The 24,569-nt window shown below is 70.4% G+C and carries 21 protein-coding genes and 1 pseudogene; 10 read left to right on the plus strand and 12 right to left on the minus strand.

Translation table 11 applies throughout. The features are described from left to right. Nucleotides 1–13: 13 nt before the first annotated feature. The 8 genes from GAS53_RS36440 to GAS53_RS36475 all read right to left on the minus strand — a co-directional run bounded on the left by GAS53_RS36440 (nucleotide 14) and on the right by GAS53_RS36475 (nucleotide 6,858). Nucleotides 14–940 (minus strand): LysR family transcriptional regulator, encoded by a 927-nt coding sequence (locus GAS53_RS36440; protein ID WP_151482047.1) that lies wholly within the window; start codon nucleotides 938–940, stop codon nucleotides 14–16. Further along, nucleotides 937–1,371: a hypothetical protein gene (locus GAS53_RS56860; protein ID WP_225859309.1), complete on the minus strand. Its 435-nt coding sequence runs from the start codon at nucleotides 1,369–1,371 to the stop codon at nucleotides 937–939. The genes GAS53_RS36440 and GAS53_RS56860 overlap by 4 nt, the downstream gene beginning before the upstream one ends. Next, nucleotides 1,362–2,516 carry a M20 family metallopeptidase gene (locus tag GAS53_RS36450; RefSeq protein WP_225859310.1) on the minus strand — a complete coding sequence of 385 codons (1,155 nt, stop codon included), beginning with the start codon at nucleotides 2,514–2,516 and terminating at the stop codon, nucleotides 1,362–1,364. The genes GAS53_RS56860 and GAS53_RS36450 overlap by 10 nt, the downstream gene beginning before the upstream one ends. After that, nucleotides 2,513–3,187 (minus strand): DUF1028 domain-containing protein, encoded by a 675-nt coding sequence (locus GAS53_RS36455; RefSeq protein ID WP_151482048.1) that lies wholly within the window; start codon nucleotides 3,185–3,187, stop codon nucleotides 2,513–2,515. Before GAS53_RS36455 ends, GAS53_RS36450 begins: the two co-directional genes overlap by 4 nt. After that, a complete protein-coding gene (locus tag GAS53_RS36460; protein WP_151482049.1) occupies nucleotides 3,184–3,654 on the minus strand; it encodes a RidA family protein in 471 nt (156 codons plus the stop codon). Before GAS53_RS36460 ends, GAS53_RS36455 begins: the two co-directional genes overlap by 4 nt. Nucleotides 3,655–3,664: 10 nt before the next feature. Then, nucleotides 3,665–4,951: a flavin-containing monooxygenase gene (locus tag GAS53_RS36465; RefSeq protein ID WP_151482050.1), complete on the minus strand. Its 1,287-nt coding sequence runs from the start codon at nucleotides 4,949–4,951 to the stop codon at nucleotides 3,665–3,667. A 340-nt stretch (nucleotides 4,952–5,291) separates the two neighbouring features. After that, nucleotides 5,292–5,801 carry an amidohydrolase family protein gene (locus GAS53_RS36470; protein WP_151482051.1) on the minus strand — a complete coding sequence of 170 codons (510 nt, stop codon included), beginning with the start codon at nucleotides 5,799–5,801 and terminating at the stop codon, nucleotides 5,292–5,294. A 151-nt stretch (nucleotides 5,802–5,952) separates the two neighbouring features. After that, nucleotides 5,953–6,858 carry an EamA family transporter gene (locus GAS53_RS36475; RefSeq protein WP_151482052.1) on the minus strand — a complete coding sequence of 302 codons (906 nt, stop codon included), beginning with the start codon at nucleotides 6,856–6,858 and terminating at the stop codon, nucleotides 5,953–5,955. Nucleotides 6,859–6,926: 68 nt separating this feature from the next. Here GAS53_RS36475 and GAS53_RS36480 point away from each other — a divergent pair, with 68 nt between their 5' ends. From GAS53_RS36480 to GAS53_RS36495, 3 genes are all read left to right on the plus strand, one after another. Beyond that, nucleotides 6,927–7,781 (plus strand): LysR family transcriptional regulator, encoded by an 855-nt coding sequence (locus GAS53_RS36480; RefSeq protein WP_151482053.1) that lies wholly within the window; start codon nucleotides 6,927–6,929, stop codon nucleotides 7,779–7,781. Between the two features lie 267 nt (nucleotides 7,782–8,048). Next, complete coding sequence (locus tag GAS53_RS36485) at nucleotides 8,049–8,465, plus strand: carboxylesterase family protein (protein ID WP_192583441.1); 417 nt, start codon at nucleotides 8,049–8,051, stop codon at nucleotides 8,463–8,465. A 93-nt stretch (nucleotides 8,466–8,558) separates the two neighbouring features. Next, the gene (locus GAS53_RS36495) at nucleotides 8,559–9,446 is read left to right on the plus strand and encodes a carboxylesterase family protein (RefSeq protein ID WP_151482055.1); all 888 of its coding nucleotides are present in this window, start codon (nucleotides 8,559–8,561) and stop codon (nucleotides 9,444–9,446) included. A gap of 141 nt (nucleotides 9,447–9,587) precedes the next feature. On the opposite strand, the gene GAS53_RS36500 is transcribed toward GAS53_RS36495, so the two are convergent. Together GAS53_RS36500 and GAS53_RS36505 are read right to left on the minus strand one after the other, a co-directional pair. Continuing rightward, the gene (locus GAS53_RS36500) at nucleotides 9,588–10,964 is read right to left on the minus strand and encodes a pyridoxal phosphate-dependent decarboxylase family protein (RefSeq protein ID WP_151482056.1); all 1,377 of its coding nucleotides are present in this window, start codon (nucleotides 10,962–10,964) and stop codon (nucleotides 9,588–9,590) included. A gap of 36 nt (nucleotides 10,965–11,000) precedes the next feature. Next, entirely contained in the window at nucleotides 11,001–11,657 is a 657-nt protein-coding gene (locus tag GAS53_RS36505) for a TetR/AcrR family transcriptional regulator (RefSeq protein ID WP_225859311.1), read from the minus strand. A gap of 131 nt (nucleotides 11,658–11,788) precedes the next feature. Here GAS53_RS36505 and GAS53_RS36510 point away from each other — a divergent pair, with 131 nt between their 5' ends. Beyond that, on the plus strand, nucleotides 11,789–12,835 hold the full coding sequence (locus GAS53_RS36510) for an agmatine deiminase family protein (RefSeq protein ID WP_151482058.1): 1,047 nt from the start codon (nucleotides 11,789–11,791) through the stop codon (nucleotides 12,833–12,835). 10 nt (nucleotides 12,836–12,845) lie between these two features. Then, nucleotides 12,846–14,873, plus strand: a complete 2,028-nt coding sequence (locus tag GAS53_RS36515; RefSeq protein WP_151482059.1) for an amidase — start codon at nucleotides 12,846–12,848, stop codon at nucleotides 14,871–14,873. On the opposite strand, the gene GAS53_RS36520 is transcribed toward GAS53_RS36515, so the two are convergent. Then, a complete protein-coding gene (locus GAS53_RS36520; RefSeq protein ID WP_151482060.1) occupies nucleotides 14,870–15,583 on the minus strand; it encodes a TetR/AcrR family transcriptional regulator in 714 nt (237 codons plus the stop codon). The genes GAS53_RS36515 and GAS53_RS36520 overlap by 4 nt on opposite strands. 266 nt (nucleotides 15,584–15,849) lie before the next feature. On the opposite strand from GAS53_RS36520, the gene GAS53_RS36525 reads away from it, so the two are divergent. Next, complete coding sequence (locus GAS53_RS36525) at nucleotides 15,850–18,141, plus strand: beta-glucosidase family protein (protein ID WP_151482061.1); 2,292 nt, start codon at nucleotides 15,850–15,852, stop codon at nucleotides 18,139–18,141. A 181-nt stretch (nucleotides 18,142–18,322) separates the two neighbouring features. After that, complete coding sequence (locus GAS53_RS36530; RefSeq protein ID WP_151482062.1) at nucleotides 18,323–19,663, plus strand: MFS transporter; 1,341 nt, start codon at nucleotides 18,323–18,325, stop codon at nucleotides 19,661–19,663. Between the two features lie 65 nt (nucleotides 19,664–19,728). Here GAS53_RS36530 and GAS53_RS56865 read toward each other — a convergent pair. Next, nucleotides 19,729–20,163: pseudogene (locus GAS53_RS56865) on the minus strand (acyl-CoA dehydrogenase family protein); the annotation flags it as partial. Nucleotides 20,164–20,341: 178 nt separating this feature from the next. On the opposite strand from GAS53_RS56865, the gene GAS53_RS56870 reads away from it, so the two are divergent. From GAS53_RS56870 to GAS53_RS36545, 3 genes are all read left to right on the plus strand, one after another. Further along, on the plus strand, nucleotides 20,342–20,509 hold the full coding sequence (locus GAS53_RS56870) for a hypothetical protein (protein WP_225859312.1): 168 nt from the start codon (nucleotides 20,342–20,344) through the stop codon (nucleotides 20,507–20,509). Between the two features lie 328 nt (nucleotides 20,510–20,837). Then, nucleotides 20,838–22,535, plus strand: coding sequence for an ABC transporter ATP-binding protein (locus GAS53_RS36540; RefSeq protein WP_225859313.1), 1,698 nt, complete (start codon nucleotides 20,838–20,840; stop codon nucleotides 22,533–22,535). An 890-nt stretch (nucleotides 22,536–23,425) separates the two neighbouring features. Continuing rightward, nucleotides 23,426–24,556, plus strand: a complete 1,131-nt coding sequence (locus tag GAS53_RS36545; RefSeq protein ID WP_225859314.1) for an IS110 family RNA-guided transposase — start codon at nucleotides 23,426–23,428, stop codon at nucleotides 24,554–24,556. Nucleotides 24,557–24,569 lie beyond the last annotated feature (13 nt).

Below are 24,569 nucleotides of genomic sequence, written 5' to 3' on the forward strand. Positions count from 1 at the left end.
AGCGGCTGCCGCCTCAGCGCTTGGCGGACCGGGCGGCGATCTCCCGCAGCAGGTCCATCACCGCTCGGGCGCGGGCGCTCTGGGTCACGCCGCCCACAGATGCGATCTTGACTTCGAGCGGGGGCCCGCCGTCCCGCAACCGCAGTTCCGCGACCTCACCGCCGCCGTACGTCTGACTGGTCGCGGGCTGCTGGTTGAGCACGGAGTATCCAAGTCCTCGGGCCACCAGCGAACGTACTGTCTCGTAGCTCTGGGTGCGGTAGCGGACATCGGGCGCCGTGCCGGTGGCGGCCAGCAGCGAGTGGAAGTAGTCGCGGCTGTGGGGAAGGTCCAGCAGGACGAGCGGTTCCGTGGACAGTTCGGTCAGCTCCACACTGCCCTGACCGGCCAGCGGGTGATCGGCCGCGACGATGACATAGGCCGGGGCACGGGCGATCGTCTCACTGCGCAGTTCCGGCTCGGCAGCCAGACCGAGGCCGTAGGTGAGAGCGAAGTCGATACGCCCCGCCGCCAGGGCGTGGACGAGCTGGTCCGTCTCCGCCTCCACCACGTCGATCTCGATGCCCGGATAGCGTCTGGTGCACTCGCTGAACAGGGGCGGCAGGTAGTAGGGGGCCAGGGTCACGAAACAGCCGACGGCCACCGGCCCGGAGATGATCTCGCCGTCTCCCCGGGCCTCTCGTTCGACCTCGCGTGCGCGGGCCAGCAGATCACGCGCCTGCTGCTGGAGCCTCTCCCCGGCGGGTGTCAGGGTCAGTCCCCGGCCCCGTCGGCGGATGAACAGCTGCACCTGCAGGTCCCGCTCCAGGTTGTAGATGGCCGTGGACACCGCGGACTGCGCGATGTGGAGCTCCAGCGACGCCTCCGTCATCGACCCGCGCTCGGCGGCGACCAGGAAGTAGCGGAGCTGAACGAGAGTGAAACCCAACGGTGACGTCATGCGAGACCCTTGACCAGAGACAGGGTGCGCTTGCGGCCGATCCTGTCACCGAGCGGCCCGAACACCAGGGCACCGATCGGGCGTATGCCGAAGGAGACGACGAACACGCCGAACACGGCGAGCAGTCCGGTCGTGCCGTTCTCGGACGGGAAGAAGACGGTCGCGACGGTGCCGGCGAGATAGGCATACGCAGCCCAGTCGAACCAGTGCACGAACACGCCGACGGCTCCCGCCACAACGCTCCTGCGCAGTGCGACCACGTCGGTGGCCACCTCGGCCTCGGTGGTCGACGTGGCGCCGCTGTTACAGGTGGGCATACGCGCCTCCCCGTAGGTATGGACGGAGAAGCCGGACCCGGGCGGGACGTCGCCCGGGTCCATCCACAGCACGCGGCCGGGGCGCACAGCCGCGCCGCGGACCGTCACAGGCACGCCGCCGCTCCCCCGCCCGGCACGCCTCGGTCCACACCGGTCCAGGCCAGCGCGGTCGCTCCGTCGAGCAGGGCCCGCTGCGCCGTTCCGCCCACGCAGTACGCGGCGAACTCGTGCTGGTGGTTGGTGGCGGGCAGGGAGCCGATGCCGATGTAGGGGTGGATGGCCGGCACCACCTGCGAAACATTGCCCATGTCGGTGGAGGCGCGGTTCATCCGTGCGGCCTGGCCGGGCGGCGCGAACTCCCGCCCCAGCGCGACGGCGTTCGCACGGTAGTGCCCAAGGGCGGTCTCATCCGTGCGGAACTCCGCGTACGGCTGACTCTCCGGCTCGATCTCCAGGTCGCAGCCGGTGGCGAGGGCGCCCGCCTCGAAGGCCCGCATGACGCGCGGCTCCAGCTCGGCCAGTTCGGCGAGCGTCTCGGCCCTGACGTACCAACGTCCGCTCGACCGTTCCGGGATGGCGTTCGGGGCGTCCCCGGCGTGCGTCACCACGCCGTGCACCCTGGCCGAGGCCGGCAACTGCTGGCGCAGGAGCCCGATGGCGACCTGGGCCACGGTGAAAGCGTCGGCCGCGTTGACCCCGGCCTCCGGGTAGGCGGCGGCGTGCGCGGACTTCCCGGTGTAGGAGATCTTGGAATGGCTGACCGCGAAGGGACGGGCCTCGGCCACGTCGACCGGCGCCGGGTGCACCATCATCGCGAGGTCGACCCCGGCGAAGGCCCCGCGGTCGAGCATCTCGATCTTGCCGCCGCCGCCCTCCTCGGCCGGGGTGCCGTAGACCTCCACGGTGAGGCCGGCTTCGTCGGCGACGGCGGCCAGGCCGAGCGCTGCGCCGACCGAACTCGCCGCGATGAGGTTGTGGCCGCACGCGTGCCCCAGACCGGGCAGCGCGTCGTACTCGGCGCACAACGCGATCCGGACGGGCCCGCTGCCGAACCGGGCGTAGAACGCCGTCTCCAGGCCCAGGTAGGAAGAGGTGACGTCGAATCCGGCGCGGTCCAGCAGCTCGGGGACGGCGGCGGCGGCCCGGTGTTCCTCCCAGGCCGTCTCCGGGTCGGCGTGCAACCGCTCGGAGAGACCGATCAGTTCCTCGGCATGACGGCCGATCGCCTGCCGAGCCGCCTTCTTCAGCGCGCCCGTCACCGGTCACCCGGCACGCCGTACGAGGGGGCGGAGGCGGGGTCGAGTCCGCGCCGCACGTAGTCGTCCCGCTGCGGCATCCAGATGTCGAGGAGTTCACCGAGCCGGTCCACGGGATCCTCGGCCCAGTCCACCCGCAGGTCGGTCACCCGCCAACCCACGTCCGCGACGACCGCCAGGCCCGCGGAGTACACCGGTCCCTCCTCGCCGCCGGCCGCGACCGCGGCCCGCAGGGCGGTGAGCAGACGCTCCTCGAGCTCACCGGTGGCCGCGGACCATGCGTCGAGGAGAACGCCAGGGATGTGCTCACCGGACAGCATGTTGCCGGCCGCCACCGCGCCGACCGCGGTGGCCGAGGCGTGTGTACCCAGGGTCCGTGAGCCGCTGTAGGCGAACCCGGGTCCGGCACGGCCCAGCACGGTCAGCTGGCGGTATGCGATGGACGTCGCGTGCTGAGCCGCGCCCGTGACGTCGGCCAGGGCGCGCTCCGCGTCACCGTGTTCCGCCAGCTCCCGCAGCAGACTCGTACCGAGCGTGGGGTCGGTGATGTTCTGTGAGGCCGCCGCGCCGACCCCGGGCTGCAGATGGGCGACCCGGGCGGCGACCGCCGGGCTCGACGAACTGGCCGCGATGCCGAACCGTTCGCCGTCACGGACCACGAGGGAGAACGTCATGCCCGGTCCTCCTCGGGGATCACGGCGACGGCGTCGATCTCGCACAGCCACTCGGGGCGAGCCAGGGCGGAGACCACCAGGCCGGTGGAGATCGGGTGGACGCCCTTGGTCCAGCGGCCCACGGTGCGGTACACCGCCTCGCGATAACGCGGGTCGATCAGATAGATCGTCACCTTGACCAGGTGCTCCATCCGGCTGCCCGACTCTTCGAGCAGCATTTTGATGTTCGCCATGGCCTGTTCGGCCTGCGCCTCGGCGTCGCCGATGCCCACTGACTCGCTGGTGTCGAGGTTCTGGCCGATCTGGCCGCGGACGTACACCGTGTTGCCGGCGACGACGGCCTGGCAGAGGTCGTTGTCGAGGTTCTGCTCGGGATAGGTCTCGCGCGTGTTGAACGGGCGGATCCGGGTGTGTCCGCCGGCGACGATCGGGGCCTTCACCTGGCGGCCCTCACTCGTGGAGGTCATCTTCTGCTCCTCAGTTCTTCCGAGTCGCCGGCGCGGCGCCAGGCCGGTCGGTGATGCCGTACGCGAGATAGCCCCGCTGGATCGCGATGTGGTCGGCGACGTACCTGGCGTCGTGCCACACACCCCAGATGAAGCTCGATCCGCGGCGAGACAGCCAGGGCAGGCCCAGGAAGTAGACGCCGGACTCGCGGGACACTCCGCGTCGCTGGTCCGGCCGTCCGTTCCCGTCGAACGCGTCGACGTCGAGCCAGCCGTAGTCGGCGGCGAAGCCCGTCGCCCAGATGATCGAGGTGACGCCGGCCTCGGCCAGGTCGAGTTCCCGTCGGGGATCGGTCACGCTGTCCGGGAGCGGTCCGAGGACGTGGGCCTCCGGCTCCTCAGGGAGGTCGAGCCCGTTGCGCTCGACGTACTCGTCGGCCGCGCGGAGCAGGGAGAGGTACTTGTCGTCGCCGAGCGCGATGTTCGTCGCGAGATCCGGCGCGAAGCGCAGTACGCCGTCGTCGTAGGACGCGGTCAATCCGGCGAGCTCGATGCCGGTGTCGGCCAGGGCACGGAAGTCCACGGTGTGGCCGCCGCGGGCGCCGCTGACCGCGATGGTGACATGTTCAGCGCCCTGGGGAGGCGTCTCGGCGTCCCAAAGTCCGAGCACACCGAGCCACCAGCAGAAGTCACGTCCGCGGTACTCGCGGGGAGGCCGATCGTGCGGACCGACGGAGAGGTGGACCTGGCGTCCGGACCGGCGCAGCTCGTCGGCGATCTGGACCCCCGAGGAGCCGGCCCCCACCACGAGGACCGCGCCCACGGGCAGTTGCTCCGGGTTGCGGTACCCGCTGGAGTGCATCTGCACCGGGACGGCGCCCTCCGGGACAATGGGCGGGAACACGGGCCGCTGGAACGGTCCGGTCGCGGCCACCACGAAGCGCGCGTCGATACAACCCTCCGACGTCTCGACCCGGAAACCAGGCCGACCGTCGTGCTTGCGCACCGAGGTCACCTCGACGCCGCACCGGATCGGGGCACCGATCTTCTCGGCGTACGCGGCGAAGTAGTCGGCGACCTGCTCCTTCGAGGCGAAACCGTCGGGGTCCACGTCGGGAAACTCCAGACCCGGGAATCGGTCGTGCCACGCGGGCCCGTTCGCGACCAGGGAATCCCACCGCTCCGAGCGCCACCGCTCGGCGACCCGGTGCCGCTCCAGGACGATGTGCGGTACGCCGTGGGCCCCGAGGTGCTCGCTCATTGCCACGCCTGCCTGGCCCGCCCCGACGACGACTACTTCAGTCTCTTCACTCGGCATGTCAGCCTCCACTCAGGCGGTAGTCCCTCCCGGGTGTCGTGTTGACTGTGCTACCGCACGACACATCCTCGAACGCGCCCGAAACTCTGTCCAACAGATGTTTCCGTTGCGGGTGATCTGATTTTCAGATTCAACGCCTGAGGCAGTGAAGGCCGCACGTCCTACGACGGCCCGCCTACCAGGCGCCCGTCCGATGCGGGCAGGGAGCGGGCACTGCAGAGCCCCCTCCGGTCGGGACGATGCCGGCCGAGGCGAGGCGAGGCGAAAGCTGCCCGTGGAGGGGGCCTGGCGTGACGGTGTCAGCGCAGCGCTCCGTCGTTGTGGACGACATGGCCGCCGATCACCGTCTCTCCCCCACTGTCAGGCGGTCGATGCGGCCGGGGTCGACCGAGAGCAGGTCGTCCGAGAGCAAGGCGAAGTCCGCCAGCATGCCGCGTCGCGGTGCGCCGGTTGACATGTCATGGATGCCGAGCAGCGGACTGCCGTGTGCGACCGGGGCATCACTGCTGTCGGGGAGAACCGCTCCCGCGTCCAGCCAGCTGCGCATGCGGTAGCAGCGGTTGGCCCGTCCCGGGCCCAGTGCGGTGATCACGCCGTCCCCGATATCGGACACGAAGCGGCCTTGCGGCACGGCGACGATGCCGCTGTCCACCAGGCGGCGGACCTGATCGTCCGAGGCCACGGCGAAGTGCTCGATGCGATGGCGTGTGTCCGAGCGCGGATGCGCGCGTTGCGCCGTCTCGACGGCGTCCAGGGCGACGTCGATCGCCGCGTCGCCGATCGCGGGCGCGGCGACCCGCCAACCGCACCGGTGCGCTTCGACGACCGCGCGCGGCAGGTGAGGTCCCAGATTGGAGTATGTCTACCGAGACGTATTTGTAAGGCGCGCGCCACGCCCCGGCGGATGACCAGGGCGTGGTGCGCCGTGCCTGTTGATCAGCAACGGTGAATGCACGCCCCGCCTCGCAGAGGGGGCCATGGAGTACCCCACCTGCGTGCCGTCAGGCGCGTGACGTGAGGATGCTGAGCGTGTTGGCGGCGACGATGGCTGCGATGGCGGCCCACTCGGTCCAGCCCAGGTTCTGGCCGAGGATGATCCAGCCGACCACGGCGGCCAGGACGGGGTTGACGCTCATGAAGAGCCCGAAGGTCTGGGCCGGTACGCGGCGCAGGGTGCGCAGGTCCGCCAGGTACGGGACGGCTGAGGACAGGACGCCGGCTGCGAGGGCGTAGGCGGCGGCCCCGGCGGTCGGCGGATGCTCGACGACGAGGACGATTCCGACCGGCAGGAACATCAGGGCGGAGAGTCCGGCGGCGGCCGCCGATCCCTGCACTCCGGGGATGCGTCGGCCGACGGTGCGGTTGAGCAGGATGTAGGACGCCCAGCAGACGGCGGCCAGCAGCCCCAGGCCCATCCCCAGATAGTCGGTGGAAGGCTGCGGGCGCATCAGGGTGATGACGCCCGCCGCGGCGATCAGCGCACAGCACGCGTCCACGCGGCGGCGTGAGGCGGCGAGGGCGATGCCGAGAGGTCCGAGGAACTCCAGGGTCACCGCGAGGCCGAGGCCGATGCGGTCGATGGCGCTGTACAGGGACAGGTTCATCGTTCCGAACACCACGGCCAGCAGCAGGACCGGCCACCACTGCTGCTTGGTGAAGGTGCGCAGACGGGGACGGCCGACGGCCAGCAGAACGATCGCGGCGACGTACTGGCGTACGGCGACGACACCGACAGGTCCAAGGACGGGGAAGGCCAGGGAACCGATCGCGGCACCGGTCTGGTTGGACAGGCCGCTGCCGAACATGGTGACCACACCGGCCAGGCGCTTTCCGCCGGGCTTCGGGGCGGAGGGTGCCGTGACAGTCCGGTGCGCGGGTGCTGCTGAGCGTGCGGGTGCGGCTTGCATGCCCCGATCCTGCGAGGAGACAGCTCTTGCGCAAAATGCATCAGCGGGTCTGTCTATACGCTTGAGTCATGAATGTGGAGCTGCGGCAGTTGCGCTGTCTCGTCGCGATCGTCGACGAGGGCAGCTTCACCGACGCCGCGATCGCGCTCGGAGTCTCCCAGGCGGCCGTGTCCCGCACGCTGGCCTCCCTCGAACGCGCCCTCGGCGTACGACTGTTGCGGCGGACCTCCCGTGAGGTGAGCCCGACGGGGACGGGGCTGCGCGTGGTGAGGCATGCCCGGCGGGTGCTCGGCGAAGTGGACGACCTGGTTCGGGAGGCCGCCTCAGATCATGCCTACCTGCGGATCGGTTATGCCTGGTCGGCTGTCGGCCGCCACACGCTGGCTCTTCAGCGCCGCTGGGCCGAGACGCACCCCGAGACGGAGCTGCGGCTCGTCCGCGTCAACTCCGCCACCGCCGGGCTTGCGGAGGGGGCTTGTGGCCTGGCCGTGGTACGCAGGCCGCTGGACGACCGCCGCTTCGACTCCGCCATCGTGGGGCTGGAGAGGCGGTTGTGCGCCATGGCGTCCGACGACCCCTTGGCCGGGCGCCGCTCCGTGAGACTCGCCGACATCGGCGGGCGTACGCTGCTGATCGACCGGAGGACGGGCACCACCACGACGGAGCTGTGGCCACCGGATTCCCGTCCGGCGACCAAGGACTCCCACGACGTCGACGACTGGCTGACCACGATCTCCACGGGCCGCTGCGTGGGTATCACGGCCGAGTCGACCGCGCACCAGTACCCGCGTCCCGGCATCGTCTACCGGCCGGTGCGCGACGCCGAGCCGATCGCGGTGCGGCTGGCCTGGTGGCGGGACGAACCGCATCCCGCCCTCCAGGCCGCGATCGAACTACTCACCACGCTCTACCGCACGGGATGACCCGGCCCGTACGTCATGTCAGCGCGGCCATCCCGCGAGCGAGCCGACGGCAACTACCCGCCGACGCGTGCTGGAAGTACTGTTGATCTCTCGCATATCGGGTCGCGCAGAAGGACGCACGGACGCACGGCGGCCTCGTCACCGGCTCAGAAATCGTAGGGCCTGTGCAGCGGTGTCCGACTCGGGTGCGTGCACCCACTATGTCGCCGCGCCGCCCCGGACAAAAGGGAGCTCCCCCGGGGCCGTCGTCCGTACGCGGTCCGCGCTGTGCGAGGCATCGCCTACGACGGCGTGCGTGCCTGGCGCGGTATCCCCTATGCGCAGCCTCCGGTGGGCGTACTGCGCTGGGCGGCACCGCAACGGGAAGCCGCCTGGAGCGGGATCCGGGACGACAGCCGATTCGGCGACCGCGCCCCGCAGCAGCCGTCTCAGGGCCTGGGTTTCGGCGTCAGCCTTGATACGGACGATGAGGCGCCCTTCGACGAGGACTGTCTGTATCTCAACGTGTGCGCCCCCGAGGACGCGGCCGAGAAGTCCCGGCTGCCAGTTCAGGTGTGGATCCACGGGGGCGGATACGCCGTCGGCTCGGGTCCGCAGTTCATCGGCGACGGCGCAGCGGTCGCGCGGCGAAGCGTCGTGGTCGTCACCTTTTCAACTACCGCCTCGGTGCCCTGGGTCTGCTGAATCTCGGCGGGTTGCTCGGTCCCGAGGAGGCCTCCGCTGCGAACAACACCCTGCGCGACCAGATCGCGGCGCTGGCCTGGATGCGGGAGAACAATGGCTACCCCCGCCGCCAAGGGCCTGTTCCACCGTGCGATCGCGCACGGTGGCGGCGACCACGTCGCCACCCCCGCCGCCACGACCAGCCTCGCCCGCCGCCTCACCGATCTGCTGGACCCGCCCGGCGGTGATCTCACACGCCTGCGCGAGGTGCCGGCCAAGGACGTCCTGGCCGCCCAACTCGCCCTGGCAGACGGCATACGAGCCACATGGATCTGGCGACCCACCGTCGACGGCGGCCTCCTCCCACAGCGCCCCACCCGCGCCCTCGCCGCGGGACACACGGCCGGGATCCCACTCGTCATCGGCTCGACCGGCAACGAGGCAGGTCTGTACCACCTGATGGATCCCACCGCCGCCGACCACACCGCCACCATCCGCCACGAGATCTTCGGCACCGGAGCGGATCGGGCCGCCGCCACCTACGCGGCAATGCACCCCGACTCCACGCGCGAGGAGACCGACCGGATGTTCATGTCTGACGAGCGCTATCACGCATCGACCCTGCGGCTCGCCGATGCCCAGGCCCGCCACGCGCCCGTCTGGCACTACCTGTTCGCGGGCCCCTTCCCGGGTCTTCCCAAGGAATTCTGGATGTTCCACGCCTCCGACATCCCATACGCCTGGGGCCTGTACGAGGAAAGCGCCGAACCAGCCGTGGCCGGCCTCTGCCACGGCATCCAGGACGCCTGGACCGCCTTCCGCCGCCACGCCGTCCCCCAGTCCGACCGCCTGCCGGCCTGGCCCGAGTACGACCCCGTTTCCCACACTACGATGATCCTCGACACCGCGCCGCACATCGCCCTCGACGGCGCGTGCCCCCAGTACCAGGTCCTGTGGGCCGACCGCGACTGGGCCCCCGGCACCTGGTGGCCCCTGCCCTGAGCCGCGGCGGTTGTGTGCACCCGAGGAGCGGCTTCCGTGTCGCGTCTCTGCCGTTGCAGGGCGCGGCCCGGCAGGTCTCCGGTCCAGAGAGGATCGACACGCCATGGTCACCTCTCGTCGCCGGACGACAGAGCCGTACATCTAATTCATGGTGTCCAGGATCGCGACCAGCTGCTCCCGGGTGGTGGTGGGATTGACAATGGCGAACCGGGTGACCGGCGCCCCCTGGTGAGAGCTCGGGACCACGAGGGCGATCTGGTCCGCGAGCAGGCGGTCCGACCACACTGCGTAGTCGGCGGCGGTCCAGCCCTCGCGCCGGAAGACGACCACCGACAGTTCGGGGTCCCGCACCAGGGACAAGTGAGGTCTCGCGGTGATCTCGGCCGCGATCTCCCGGGCCAGGCCAAGGCAACGCGCTATGGCATCCCGGTATGCGGTGGCCCCGTGCGAGGCCAGCGAGAACCACATCGGCAGCCCGCGGGCGCGGCGGGTGAGATGGATGGCGTAGTCCGCGGGGTTCCAGCCCGGAGTGTCGTCGAGGGTGTCGAGGTATTCCGCGTCCTGGGCGTGGGCCGACCGGGCTGATCGGGGGTCGCGGTACAGCAGGGCGCACGCGTCGAAGGGCGCGAACAGCCATTTGTGCGGGTCGACGGTCAGGGAGTCCGCCTGCTCCACGCCCCGGAACAGCTCTCGGCGTTCCGCGACCAGCATGGCCGAGAGGCCGTACGCGCCGTCGACGTGCAGCCAGAAGTCGTGGGCGGGGCGCAGCCGCGCGATGGAGGCGACGTCGTCGACGATGCCGAAGTTGGTGGAGCCCGCGGTGGTCACCACCGCGAACACCTCGTCCCCGTACTGGTCGAGGACCTGCTCCACCGCCTGTCCGGTGAGTTTTCCGTCGGCGCCGGTGGGGGCGAGCGTGATCTCGACGTCCATCACCTTGGCCGCTGTCAGTAGCGACGAGTGGGCCTCGGCGCTGCACACCACGCGCCATCGCCGCCGCTCGGGCGTGGTGCTCTTCCGCTTCGCGGCGTCCCGGGCTGCGACGAGCGCCGAGAGGTTGCCGAGTGTGCCGCCCTGCACGAACGCTCCGCCGGCCTCGGCCGGGAGCCCGAACTCGTGGGCGAGGAAGGCCAGCACCTCGTTCTCGGCGAAGGCGGCACCGGACGCCTCCAGCCAGGAGCCGCCGTAGATGTTGGCCGCTGACACGGCGAGGTCGAAGGCGGTGGCCGCCTTGGTGGGGGCGCCGGGGATGAAGGAGAGGTACTGCGGGTGGTCGACGGAGATACAGGCAGGGGCGAGGGCGCGTTCGAAGACAGAGAGCGCCTCGCGTGCGCCGATGCCGTCCTCGGTGATCGTTCCGGATGCGCTACGGGCGAGTTCCTGCGCCGTGAGCGGCTTGTTCAGCGGGATGTCCTTGGCCAGGATCCGGCCGCGCGCGTGGTCCAGTACGAGGTCGACGATGCCCTCGGTCTCTTCCGAGCTCTCGTGCATGCGCGCCGATTCATCCCGAGCGGCCATGGGTGTTTCCCTTTCGAGCGGTGCGTGGCGTGGCGGTCATGGGGTCACAGGGGGCTTGGACGGCGGCGGCTTCGACAGTGCCGACCGGGGCAGGCCCAGCTCGGACTCCACCGCCCTGCTCATGACCAGACCGCGGGCTCGCGCGTCTCGGTAGTGCACCAGCGCGTGCGCGTTGAGGCCGTCGATCATTCCCAGGACGAGCCAGGCGACGCTGTCCGGGTCGTCCGTGACGAACTCCCCCGCGTCCCGCCCGGCGACGATGAGGTCCCTCAGCAGCTGCTGCCAGGCATCCGTCTGCTCACGCACGGCCCGCGCCAGCAGGTCCATACGTCGGCCGAGACTCCAGGCGTCGACCCAGACCGCCGTGACCTCGTCGCGGCTGCCGTCCAGCAGTGTGTGCAGGACGTAGCCCACCCGCTCGGTGGGGGCGGCGAGGGCCGCGACGGCAGCCTTCACGTCCGCGATCTCCTCCCGCACGATGACCGCGAAGGTCTCGGCGGTGAGCGCTTCCATGCTCGGCTCGTAGTGCGCCACGAGCGCCGGTGTCACGCCCGCCTGCTGGGCCACGGCGCGCAGCGTCATCGCGCTGAGCCCGTCCGCCAGCGCGAGTTCCCGCGCTGTGGCCCTGATCTCCGCCGCCCGCTGTTCGGGCGGCTTGCGTGCGGCTCGCCTGCGTGGCGTCTGTTGCGGCACGGGCACCTCCTCGCCTAGGGTCACGAGCATACAGTTATTGATCGTATGGTCAATAACTGGTCGGCAAACAACTGCAGGGCCAGTGATCGTCGAGGAGCGGCACCCAGGCCGGGTGCGGAAGGAAGCGGAAGATGACGTGGACCATGCCGCCCGAGACCGCGCCTCAGGACCGGGTCTGGCTGTCCTTCCCGGCCCCCGGTAGCAGCGCGCTGGGCGACACTCCGGAACTCAACCGGGCCGGCCGCCTGGCGTGGGCGGCCGTCGCGAATGCCGCCGTGCGCCACGAGCCGGTGACCGTCGTGGTCGACCCCGGTGAGGAGACCCACGCACGGAGACTGCTCGACTCGGCCGTCGATGTGGTCGTGGCCGCGCTCGACGACGCGTGGATACGGGACAACGGTCCCACCTTCGTCCATGCGCAGGACGGGTCGGTGGCTGCGGTCGACTGGGTCTTCAACGGCTGGGGCCGGCAGGAGTGGTCCACCTGGGAGAAGGACGCCAGGGTCGGTGCGCTGGTGGCCGACCTCGCGGGCACCCCCAAGGTCGGTTCCACGCTGGTCAACGAGGGTGGCGGCATCGTCGTGGACGGCAACGGCACCGTCGTGGTCACGGAGACCGTCCAGCTCGATCCCCACCGCAACCCCGGTCTCGGCAAGGCGGAGGTCGAGGCCGAACTGCGCGACAAGCTCGGCGTGCGCCAGGTCCTCTGGCTCAGGCGGGGGCTGGCCCGCGACACCGAGATGTTCGGCACCCGCGGACACGCCGATCTCCTCGTCGCCTTCCCCTCCCCGGGCACCGTCCTCGTCCACACCCAGGGCGACCCCGAGCACCCCGACCACGAGGTGAGCAGGGAGATCCGCGAGGTGTTCGAACGTTCCACCGACGCCGACGGGAACCCCTGGCGCATCGTGGAGCTGCCCGCGCCGCAGGCCTTGACCGACGAGGAGGGGTTCGTGGACTACAGCTACATCAACCACCTCGTGGTCAATGGTGCGGTGATCGCCTGCAGCTTCCAGGACCCGCACGACGAGGTGGCGTTGAGCGTGCTGGCCGAGGAGTACGCGGGGCGCGAGATCGTCGCTCTCGACGCGCGCCCGATCTTCGGGCGCGGTGGCGGCATCCACTGCATCACACAGCACCAGCCCTCGCCGCGGAACACCGCGGCACACGGAAAGTGAGGGCCGACCGATGACTGAGCCGTCCTTCTGCCTCGTCGAGGCCACCATCGCGCAGATCCGTACAGCCCTGGAGACGGGCCGGGTGACAAGCGTCGAGCTGGTGCACGCGTATCTCAACCGCATCGCGTTCTACGACCGGCACGGCATCCGCCTCAACGCCGTACCGGTCCTCAATCCCCATGCCTTCGACGAGGCCGCGGCCTCCGACGCCCGCCGGCGCGCGGGGCGGTCACTGGGCCCCCTGGATGGCATCCCGTACACCGCCAAGGACAGCTACCGGGTGGCCGGGCTGACCGTCGCGGCCGGCTCACCCGCCTTCGAGCATCTGGTAGCCGGCGACGACGCGTTCACCATCGCGCGGTTGCGGGCGGCCGGGGCGATCCTGCTGGGGCTCACCAACATGCCGCCGATGGCGGGAGGTGGCATGCAGCGCGGGGTGTACGGGCGGGCGGAAAGCCCCTACAGCGAGCACTTCCTCACGGCCGCGTACGGTTCCGGATCCTCCAACGGCTCGGGCACCGCCACGGCGGCGAGCTTCGCCGCCTTCGGGCTCGGCGAGGAGACCTGGTCCTCGGGCCGCGCCCCCGCCTCGAACAACGCGCTCGTGGCCTACACGCCGTCGCGCGGCGTCATCTCCATGCGGGGAAACTGGCCGCTCTTCGCCACCATGGACGTCGTCGTGCCGCACACCCGCACGGTCGACGACCTCCTGGACGTCCTGAACGTGATCGTCGCCGACGATCCGCAGCCCCGCGGTGACTTCTGGCGCGCCCAGCCCTACGTGTCCCTGCCCAGGAGTTCCGAGGTCCGCCCCGAGGACTACCGTTCGCTGCGTACGCCGGACGCGCTCACCGGCAAACGCATCGGGGTGCCCCGCATGTACATCAACAAGGACCCCGGGTCCGACCGACCCATCGAGACCCGCGCCTCGGTGATCGCCCTGTGGGAGGAGAGCCGTACCGCTCTGGAATCCCAGGGCGCCGAGGTGATCGAGGTGGACTTCCCCGCCGTGTCGAACTACGAGAAGGACCGCCCCGGCACCCGGACCATGTACGAACGCGGCCTGGTACCACAGGAGTTCCTGCACACCGAGATGTGGCCCCTGGTCGTCCACACCTGGAACGACTTCCTGGCGCAGAATGGCGACCCCGCCATCGCCTCGCTCGACGACGTGGACGGCGAGAAGATCTTCCCCATCCCGCCGGGCGCCCTGCCCGACCGGTACGAGGACGATCCCGACATGGCCGAACTCGCCGCCCTGGCGCGGGAGATCGACGTACCACGGCCCGCGGACCTGCCCCACTTGGAGGAGGGCCTGAGCGGCCTCGAAGCGACCCGGCGGATCGACTTCGAGGACTGGCTCGACGCCTCGGGCCTCGACATGCTCGTCTTCCCAGCCGCCGCCGACGTCGGCCCATACGACGCCGACTACAACCCCGTCTCCAACGACCTCGCCTGGAAGAACGGCGTCACCTACTCCAACGGAAACCTGGTCATCAGGCACCTCGGCATCCCCACCGTCACGGTGCCGATGGGCGTGATGGCGGACACCCGGATGCCCGTCGGCCTCACCTTCGCCGGACGGGCCTACGACGACAACGCGCTGCTCAGTGCCGCGTACGCCTTCGAACAGGCCCACCCCCGACGCGTACCGCCGCCCCGGACACCGGCATGCGACAGCGACACCTGGCACGTCCGTGCCCCCCTGCCCCGTCAGGGGAACGACCCCGCACCGGAGATCACCCTCGACGCGACCCTCTCTCCCATGCAGGCCGACGGAAGCACCGCCCTGTCGATCCGCGGACGTGTCGGCCTCGCGACGAGCGAGGTGACGCTGACCCTGTCCGTGAACGGCGAGCCCGTGACGACGGCACTGGAGAACGGCGGCTTCTCCGCGACCGTCACCCTGCCGCCCCACGCGCACTATGTACTGCACAGCCCGTGGCGCGCCCCCTACGGCTCGTTGATCACGCTCCTCGCCCGGGATCGGACGGGACTTGGCAGCGGTCTGTACACCGTTGTCGGCGGCGTCGGCTAGGTCCGTACTTCGCCGGTGGCGGAATCGGACGGGGCCTGCCCGTGGTTCGCCCCGGCCCGGCTCGGCAGGAACGCCGCCGAGCAGGTCCGCCACACCTGTACGAGGTCGAAGTCGCCGGGGGCGTAGAGCCACTGGAGTTGGAGGCCGTCCATCATGGCGATGACCTGCCGTGCCGTCCGGTCGACGTCCTCGACGTGCCCGGCGAGCAGGTCCCGGACGAACTCCACGCCGCGGTCGTAGCGGTCGCGGAAGTAAGCGTGCGCGGGGTGGCCGGGGTCGGTGGCCTCCGCGCCCAGTACGGCGTAGAGGCGGACGACCTCCGGCTGCCGGGCGTTGTGCTCGACCAGCGCGTCGATCACCCGGACCGGGTCCTGCCGGTCGGCGGGGCTGAGGCCGGTGGCGTACTCCAGGTCCCGGCGGTCCCGGTCCTCCAGTACGCCGACGAGCAGGGCGGCCTTGCTGGGGAAGTGGTGGAGAAGCCCGGCGACGGTGAGATCGCAGGCCTCGGCCACGTCCTGGATGGCGAGACCGTTGAAACCGCGTGAGCCGATCAGGGTGGCGGCGGCGGCGAGGATCTCCAGGCGCCTTTCGGCCACCGGCTTGCGCGTACGGGTGCGCGTGGGAGCGGGCAGCGGGCGCTGAGCGGCGGCAGGCTGCCGGGTGCCCGACCCGCTCGCTCTCGCTTTTCCGGCGTTCCCGGATGTCGCCATCGCCCTCTCCCCTGGGGTGTCGGCCCTGCTCGTACGGCGAATCGGACTCTACTCCCCGCCCGCCTTCAGGGACTGGCCACTGGCTCGCGGGCGGCCGTCCCCGGCAACCTCCGCGAAATGTTCCGTGCACGGAGTCTTGCCAGCGGCCGGACCCCGGCCTACCTTTCCCCACCTTACCTACAACTTTGTAGGTAAGGGTTTCGGGCGGCCCCACCTGCGGTGATCGCTCGCCGAACCACGCCCTGGTCGAGTCCGAGGAGACCCCCATGCCCAGTTCCGACAGCGCAGCCGGCGAAGCCGTCGCGGTGGTCGAGGCCGATGACACCGAAACCGACGGAGCAGTCGAAGGCGCCCACAGCAAGGCCTTCGCCGCCGCCGCGGACATCCGCCAGGGCGTCGTGTCCGCCGAGGAGGCCGCGCTCCGACTGCTCCAAGAGCTCACCCGCGACGAAAGACTTCGCCTTCTCGACGGCGACGAGGACTTCTGGACCGGGCTGCGGGACATGCTGGCCTCCGGCTACAACCGCACCCCGTACGTGCACGGTGCGATCGACCGCCTCGGCATCCCGGGGCTGCGGTTCAGTGACGGACCGCGCGGTGTGGTGATGGGTTCCTCCACCGCCTTTCCCGTCTCGATGGCCCGGGGTGCCACCTGGGACACCGAGTTGGAGGAGCGGGTGGGCGACGCCATCGGCAAGGAGGTCCGTGCCCAGGGCGGCAACTTCTTCGGCGGGGTATGCGTCAATCTGCCGCGCCACCCGGCATGGGGCCGCGCCCAGGAGACGTACGGCGAGGACCCGGTGCTGCTCGGCGCCCTGGGCGTCGCCCTCACCCGCGGAGTCCAGCGACACGTGATGGCCTGCGTCAAGCACTTCGCCCTCAACAGCATGGAGAACGCCCGCTTCACCGTCGACGTACGCATAGATGAGGCGACTTTGCACGAGGTCTATCTGCCGCACTTCCGGGCCGTCGTCGAGGCGGGCGTGGCGGGCGTCATGAGCGCCTACAACTCGGTCAACGGCGAGTGGGCCGGCCAGAACAGGGCACTGCTCACCGGCATCCTCCGCGACGAGTGGGGTTTCGAAGGGGTCACCGTCTCCGACTTCTTCTACGGGCTGCGCGACGCCGCCGCCTCGCTCTCGGCCGGACTCGACGTCGAGGAGCCCTTCGCCCAGCAGCGCGCCCAGCATCTGCCCGCCGACCTCGCATCCGGCCGCGCCTGCTGGGAGCATGTCGACCGGGCCGCCCTGCGCATCCTCACGACCCAACTGCGCTTCGCCGCCCGGCACGACACGCTCCCGGCCCCCGACCCGTCCGTGGTCGCCTGCGCCGAGCACCGCGAACTCGCCCGTACGGTGGCTGCCCGGTCCATCGTCGTGCTGCGCAATGAGACGGTCGAGGTCCGGCCGCTGCTCCCGCTCGACGCGACCCGGCTGCGCCGGCTCGCCGTCATCGGGCACCTGGCGGACCTGCCCAACACCGGCGAACACGGCTCCTCCGACGTACGCCCGCCCGAGGTCGTCACCGTTCTCGCCGGTCTGCGAGCGGCGCTGCCGGGCGTGCAGGTCGTACACGAGCCGGGCGACGACCCGCAGGCGGCCGTCCGGGTGGCCGCCGGAGCGGACGCGGCGATCGTGATCGCCGGGTACACGGCGGCGGACGAGGGCGAGTACATCAGCGGCGACATGTTCTCCCGGCCGGAACTGGCCCGCCTCTCCCCGCCGTCCGAGGGATCGCAAGCCGCGGCGGAACTCGCGTCCGTCCTCGCGGGCGGCGGCCGGCCCGCCGAGCCGGCCGGGGCCAACCTGGTGGGCAGCACCGGCATGGGCGGCGACCGGGAACGGCTCACCCTGCGCCCCGAGGAGGAGAACCTGATCCTGGCCGTCACCCGCGCCAACCCCCGCACGGTGGTGGGCATCGTGGCCGCCGGCGCCGTCCTCATGGAACGCTGGCGGCACTCCGTACCGGCGATCGCCATGCTCTGGTACGCGGGCATGGAGGGCGGCCACGCCTTCGCCGACGTACTGCTCGGGCGGCACGACGCCACCGGACGGCTGCCCTTCTCCGTCCCCACCGACGAAGCCCATCTGCCCGACTTCGACCGCGACGCCACGGTGGCGCACTACGACCGGTGGCACGGCCAGCGACTGCTGGACCGGCGCGGACTGGAGCCCGCCTTCCCGCTCGGCTTCGGCCTGTCCTACACCACCTTCGACCTCACCGACGCGGCCGCCGAAGCCAGCGAGGACGACGTACTCACCGTCTCCGTCCTGGTCACCAACACCGGCGCCCGCCCCGGCAGCCAGGTCGTGCAGATCTACGGAGCACGGGAGGACGGCACGAACGACGACGCCGTACCCGCCCTGCTGGGCTTCACCAGGCTGGACCTGGACGCGGGCGAAACCCAGCGGGCCTGCGTGACCGCCTCCCTCCGCCCCCTCAGCAGGCGGGACCCCGCCACCCACACCTGGATCGCGCCCACCGGCGCGTACCGCATCGAAGCCGCCGCGCACTACGGCGACCCGCACGCCGCGTGCGTGCGCGTCCGCCTCGGCTGACCACTGGCCCCGTATCCCATTCCCCGTATCGGCGTATCCGCGTTCATCCGCCGCCCCGGCCGACCAGTCGCGTTCGCGGGCCGCCTGAGCCAACCGCTCCACCGCGGCGTACGCCCCCCGTACACCTCCCCCGCCCCTCTCCACTCACACCACTCCCGCCACTCACGCCAAGGACACAGACATGTCAGATGTGACCAACGCCGTCGACCCGACCGGCAACGTCGCCGGCACTCCGACCCAGGCCACCGAATCCGAACCCCCCGTGGCATCCGCCGCCCCGTCACCCGCCCCCGAATCGGCCCCGTCGACCGCGAAGGCCCCGCTCCTCCGGATCGGCATCATGCTGGGGCTGGCCGGTATCGGCTGGCCGATCGCCTTCGGCGCGGCGAGCAATGTGCTGTTGCCCGCCCGGCTCGCCGAACTCGACAGCACGGGCAAGACCGCCGCGCTCGGCACTCTCACCATCGCCGGCTCGGTCATCGCCCTGCTGGCCAACATCCTCTTCGGTGCCCTGTCGGACCGGACCCGCAGCCGATGGGGCAGCCGCAACCCCTGGGTCGCCCTCTCCAGCGTGGCCGCCGCCGCCAGCATGGCCATGATGGCCACCGCCGGCTCGGTGCTGACTCTGGGCATCTGGTGGTGCGTCTTCCAGCTCTTCCTCAACGCCCTGCTGGCACCGCTCGTCGCGATCGTCGCCGACCGCGTCCCCCACCTGCGCCGCGGCACCATCTCGGCGGCATACGGCTCCGGCACCGCCCTCGGAATGGCACTCGGCGCCATACTCGGCTCCCGGTTCCTCACCGACACCTCGACCGGCTTCGTCGTGCTCCCGCTGGGCATGCTGGCCGTCGGCCTGCTCTTCCCCTTCGTCGCGAGGGACGACTCCAACCGGCACGAACCCCGCCCGGCCCTCACCGCGGGCACACTGCTGGCCAGCTTCGCGATCCCCCGCAACTGTCCCGACTTCCTCTGGGGCATCGCCGCCCGGCTGCTGACGGTGCTCTCCTTCTTCGCCGTCGTCACCTACCAGCTCTACATCCTGACCGACTACATGCACGCCTCCCCCGCCGTCGCCGCCACCACCATCGGGGCCGCAGGGCTGGCGCTCGCGGGCGGTGCCGTACTGGCCGGCGCCGTGGCCGGACCGATCTCCGACGCGATCGGCCGACGCAAACTGCCGGTGATCATCGCCTCCCTCATGACCGCACTTGGCGCGCTGCTGCCACTGATCAGCCCGCACCCGGGCACGATGATCGCCTTCGCCGCCCTGGCCGGCGCCGGCTACGGCATCTATCTCTCCGTGGACTCGGCCCTGATGACCGAACTCCTCCCCGACCAGACGTCCCGCGGCAAGGACCTGGGCATCCTCAACGTCTCCAACACCGGCGGCCAGATCATCGCCCCGGCCGTCGGCTCACTCACCGTCGGCATCACCCACAGCTACGCGCCGATGTTCGTGATCGCCGCCGTCATGGGCGTGGCCGCAGCCCTGTGCATGAAGCCGATCCGCGGGGTGCGCTGACGCGTCGGCTCTCGCGTCGAAGCGGTGAGGTCGGACCGGTGGCGAGGCCCTCCCGCACATACGGTTCATCGGCTGCCCCTTCGCTTGGCCAGGTCACGGCCGATGATCTCCTTCATGGCCTCGGTCGTGCCGCCGTAGATGGTCTGGATTCGGGCGTCGACGAACGCGCGGGCGATCGGGTATTCCAGCATGTAGCCGTAGCCGCCGTGCAGTTGGACGCAGCGGTCCAGGACTCGGGTCTGGAGCTCGCCGGCCCACCACTTGACCTTCGCCGCGTCCACCGGTGTGAGCGTGCCGTCGTTCAGCGCCGTGATGGCGTTGTCGACGTAGACACGGGTCACCTCGATCTCGGTGGCCAGTTCGGCGAGCAGGAAACGGGTGTGCTGGAAGTCCCCGACGGGCGTGCCGAAGGCTCGGCGTTCGGCACGGTAGTCGAGCGTCCAGGCCAGGGCGGTCTCCGCGACGCACTGCGCGAACACGGCGATCGACTTCCGCTCGCGCGGCCCGGGCCACCGTCTGGGGTGCGACGGTTTCTGAGCGCGGTTCCGGTGAGGGCGCCCAAGGTGCCCGCACCGGCCACGTGTTGACACACCGGTCTCCGGATCCCCACCGCATCGTTGCGCGCGAGCGGTCCGGAAGGACATCCGCCCCTCCCCTCCTCCGAAGGAGCAGTCAGCCATGCTCACCGAGCGAACACGCCGGGCGGCGGCCCCAGGACTGCTCAGACGCTGGTCCGCCGCGGTGGCGGACGCGGCACTGACGGTGGGACTGCTCGGCGCACTACCCGCCTCGGTCCCCGCACATGGACTGCACGCCAACTCCAGCGCAGTGTCGGCGCGAGCATGAAGGCGGAGGCGCTGCTTCGTGGCGGCAGCGGGCCCCGGCTGCCCGAATATCCAGTTGACACCGACACGTGCTGGCGACAGGCTCTCCGGCGTGATTCGTGCCTGAGCCTGTAGGTGGGCGACGCCCCCAGCGTCCCGACCACACCGTGCTCCACGTGGTAGCGGGCGATCCGACATAGGTCGCGGTCGTGCCGCTGCTGGGCCTTCCCATCGCGGGAAGGGCATCTTGCGTTCGTCTTGCTCAGGAACCGAGTTCACTCATGTCTTCTGCCTTCGAAGCTCTCTCCCGCTGTGCCCGGCTCCGCAACGTTGTTGACGACGTCGCGTTCGTGACCAAGCGGGCATTCACGTCTGACCCATCGTCGGCCGGCCTGGTCGCCGTCCTGACCCTCGTCCTTGCATTTCTGCCGTCCGCCCAGGTGGTCGCCACAGCCGCGCTCATCGACCGGCTGCGCGCGGGCGACCACCTCGGCGGGATGGTGTGGCCGCTGGCGATCGTCGTGATCGTCGTCGGCCTGTCCGGCCCGCTGCTCTCGCTCCGCGCCGCCATCGACGAGCGGTCGATGCTGAGCACAGAGATCGACCTGCAGTCCGAGCTCGCCGTGATCGTGGCGAGCATGTCGCCTTCGCGCCTGTCCAACGCGAAGGTCGCAGCGGAGGTCGAGGGCCACAGCCGGGCCATCGTGCAAGCAGTCTCGTACGTGTACGGGAACACGATGGCCGGTGTTGGCTCGGTCGTCTCCGCGATCGGTGTCGTCGTGACGCTCGCCCTCATGAGCCCTGTCGCAGCCGTCCTGGTGGTGCTGGGGGCCGCGCCGGCCATCATCGCGGGCCGGCACGTTGGCCGGGCGATCGAGCGCATGTGGCGCGTCCTCGGTGCCGTCTACCAGCGCGACACCTACCTGCGCGACACAATGAGCCGCCAGAGGTCCGTCACCGAGCTCGCGAGCCTGGGCACCACCCACCGGCTCGCCGAGATGGTGAAGGCGCAGCAGCACAAGGTCGCCGAGGTCCGAGACCTCCCCATCGCGGCAACGATCCGCGCACAGCGGGCAGTCGGCGTATCCGGCACTGTTCTGCTCGGCGGGGCCGTCATCGCGGTCATCGTGGGCATGAACTACGGGCCGACCGCGGTCGCCGGCGTCTACGGTGTCATCACGGCCATGGCCGCCACCTCTCAGGGCAGCCTCTCGCTCTCCGAGGTGCTGCAGTTCCTGCCGCAGACCACCGCGGTGCGGCGCTTCTTCCGAGCGGCGCCGCCCGCGTTCAAGCAGGTCATCGCCCCGGAGGCGAGCGACCTGGTCGTGTCTCGGCTGACCCACCGCTACGACGGACGTGACCACGACGCCATCACCGACATCAGTCTCACCGCAAAGCGTGGTGAGATGATCGCGCTGGTCGGCGTCAACGGCGCCGGGAAGACCACCACCGTCAACGCGGTCCTCGGGCTGGTCGAGGCGTCCGGCGGTGTCGTCACCGTCGACGGCCGCAGGCGAGCCGAGCTGGGCGAAGCCGCGTGGCTCGGCAAGTTCGGGCTCCTCACCCAGGAGTTCGGCCGGTACGAGTTCACCGTCCGGCAGACGGTAGCGCTCGGCACCCCGGACGACGAAGTGTCCGACGAGCAGATCTGGGCCGCCATCGACGCCGCCCGGGCTGGCGAGTTCGTACGCGCCATGCCCCACGGGCTCGACACTCAGCTCGGAGAGCAGTGGGGCGGCGTCGGAATCTCCGGCGGCCAGTGGCAGCGCCTCGCGTTGGCGCGGATCTACCTGCGCAACGCACCCATCTGGATCCTCGACGAACCGACGTCGGCCATCGACGCCGAAGCCGAACAGGAGGTGTTCCAGGAGCTCGGCCGCACCAAGGCCGAGCGCATCACCATCGTCGTGTCCCACCGCGCCTGGACCCTGCGCGCAATAGACCGCATCTACGTCATCGACCAGGGCACCGTCGCCGAATGCGGCACCTACGACGAACTCATGTGCGCCCAGGGCCGGTTCGCCCAGATCTTCGCCGAGCAAGCTTGACCGTTGGCGGACTGGAGCGCCGTGGCCACCGCCGCGTCACTCCAGCCCCCAGAACACGGATGGCGATGGCCAGGACGGCTCCGCCGTCGGCAAGGTCGACGCCCCGAGCCACCTCATCGCCCAGCCAAAACATCAGCGAGGAGTCGGTGCGGCACTACCCGCGTCACCGGGACTTGCCCAAGTTATAGGACGCGCTGCTTCCGGTGACGACTATCCGCAGGTCACCGGGCCGGGGAGGGCCTCCCCAGTTCCCGTCGCCACCCTCGATACGTTCCGCGCCCCATACGCCGGGGAGTCCTTCGCGGCTGCCCGTCCAGGATCTTCGCGGCTGCCCGTCCAGGATCTTCACCGCTTCCATGGCCTTCGCCCCGATTTCGAAGGGCTCGGCACTCCCTCGTTCCACCCGAAAGGGTGGCTGAGTAACGACGCCGCAGGCTTCGCGTGATGCTACGGACCGTATCGTCGCTCCCCCTGCCACAGGGCCATTGACGCTGGGCTTCGACGCCGGACGTTTCCCTCCGACGCCGCCAGCCTGCTACCGGGCCTCCTGGCAGCTACCCGGACCGGACTTCCACCGGCAGGCGACGACGAGCTTCCGAACAGCAAGAACACCGCTATGTCACGGTGTCACCTCCTGTTCTGCTGGGCGCACGAAAAAAGCCTCCCTACGTTGTTCTGCGGGACGCGGTGAGCCCCTCGTATGGTTCACCCACCCAGGGGTGCCGGGTGTGGTTCAAAAAGCTCTGCCGCTGGTGGCTTTCAGTGATTGGCCGCCCGGTGCCCCACGACGACTCGGCTGCCAATTAGATCGTATGAAGCGTCGGTGGGTTCGACCGCAGAGAAGACCAAGACCGATGCCCCTCGCGTAAGTTGACGCGGGTTGTCTGCCGGTGGGCACGGTGGCGGGTAGTGCCGCATTTACCGGGAGGCACCGGATGTTTTCCGAGCGTACTTCGGTCGGCCTGGATGTCCATGCCCGCTCCACCACGGCCTGGGCACTGGACGGTACGACCGGTGAAATCTTCACCGACCGGCTCGTCGTCAACGCGGCGGACGTGGTTGCCTGGGTGCGCCGTCTGCCGCAGCCAGCCGCGGTTGCCTACGAGGCCGGACCGACCGGCTTCGTCCTGGCACGCGCCCTGCAGCAGGCCGGTATCCGCTGCGTGGTGGCGGCGCCGTCGAAAATGGAGCGGCCGGCCGGAGACCGGGTCAAGACCGACAAGCGCGATGCCCAGCGGCTCGCGAAACTGCTGCGACTGGACGAGCTGCCCGCGGTGCGGGTGCCAGATCTGGAACAGGAGGCTGCCCGGGACCTCACCCGGGCCCGCGACGATGTCCGCGCCGACCTGATGCGCGCCCGCCACCGGGTGGCCAAACTGCTGCTGCGCCGCGGCATCGTCTACACCGATGGCAGGGCCTGGACCGCCGCCCATCACCAGTGGCTGACCGGCCACCGCTTCGACGAATTCGGACTGCGGGTCGCCTACGACGAGGCCCTGGAGACGGTATTGGCCCTCGAAGCACGCCGGACCCGCCTGGATGCGGCCATCACCGAACTCGCCGCCCAACCTGCCTGGGCCCCAGCCGTCCGCCGGCTGGCCTGCATGCGCGGGGTGAGCACCTTCACCGCATTCGGCCTCGCCGTCGAGATTGGTGACTGGCACCGCTTCACCGGCTCGACGATCGGCTCCTACCTGGGGCTTGTTCCCAGCGAGGACTCTTCCGGCAGCCAGCGCCGCCAGGGAGGTATCACCAAGACGGGCAACACCCATGCCCGGCGGCTCCTGGTGGAGGCCGCCTGGCACCACCGCCGTCCCTACCGACACCCCGGCGCCGGTCTCCAGGCCCGCCTCGACCACGCCGCCGCCCCTGTCCGGCAACGCGCCGAACGGGGCAACCGGCGCCTGCACCAGCGCTGGTTGAACCTGGACGCCCGCCGCAAACGCTCCACCATCAGCGTCGTGGCCGTCGCCCGGGAACTGTCCGGCTGGTGCTGGAGTCTGGCAATCATGGAGGACTGACACCCATCAACTC

Source organism: Streptomyces albicerus, assembly GCF_008905045.1.
GTDB classification, from domain to species: domain Bacteria; phylum Actinomycetota; class Actinomycetes; order Streptomycetales; family Streptomycetaceae; genus Streptomyces; species Streptomyces albicerus.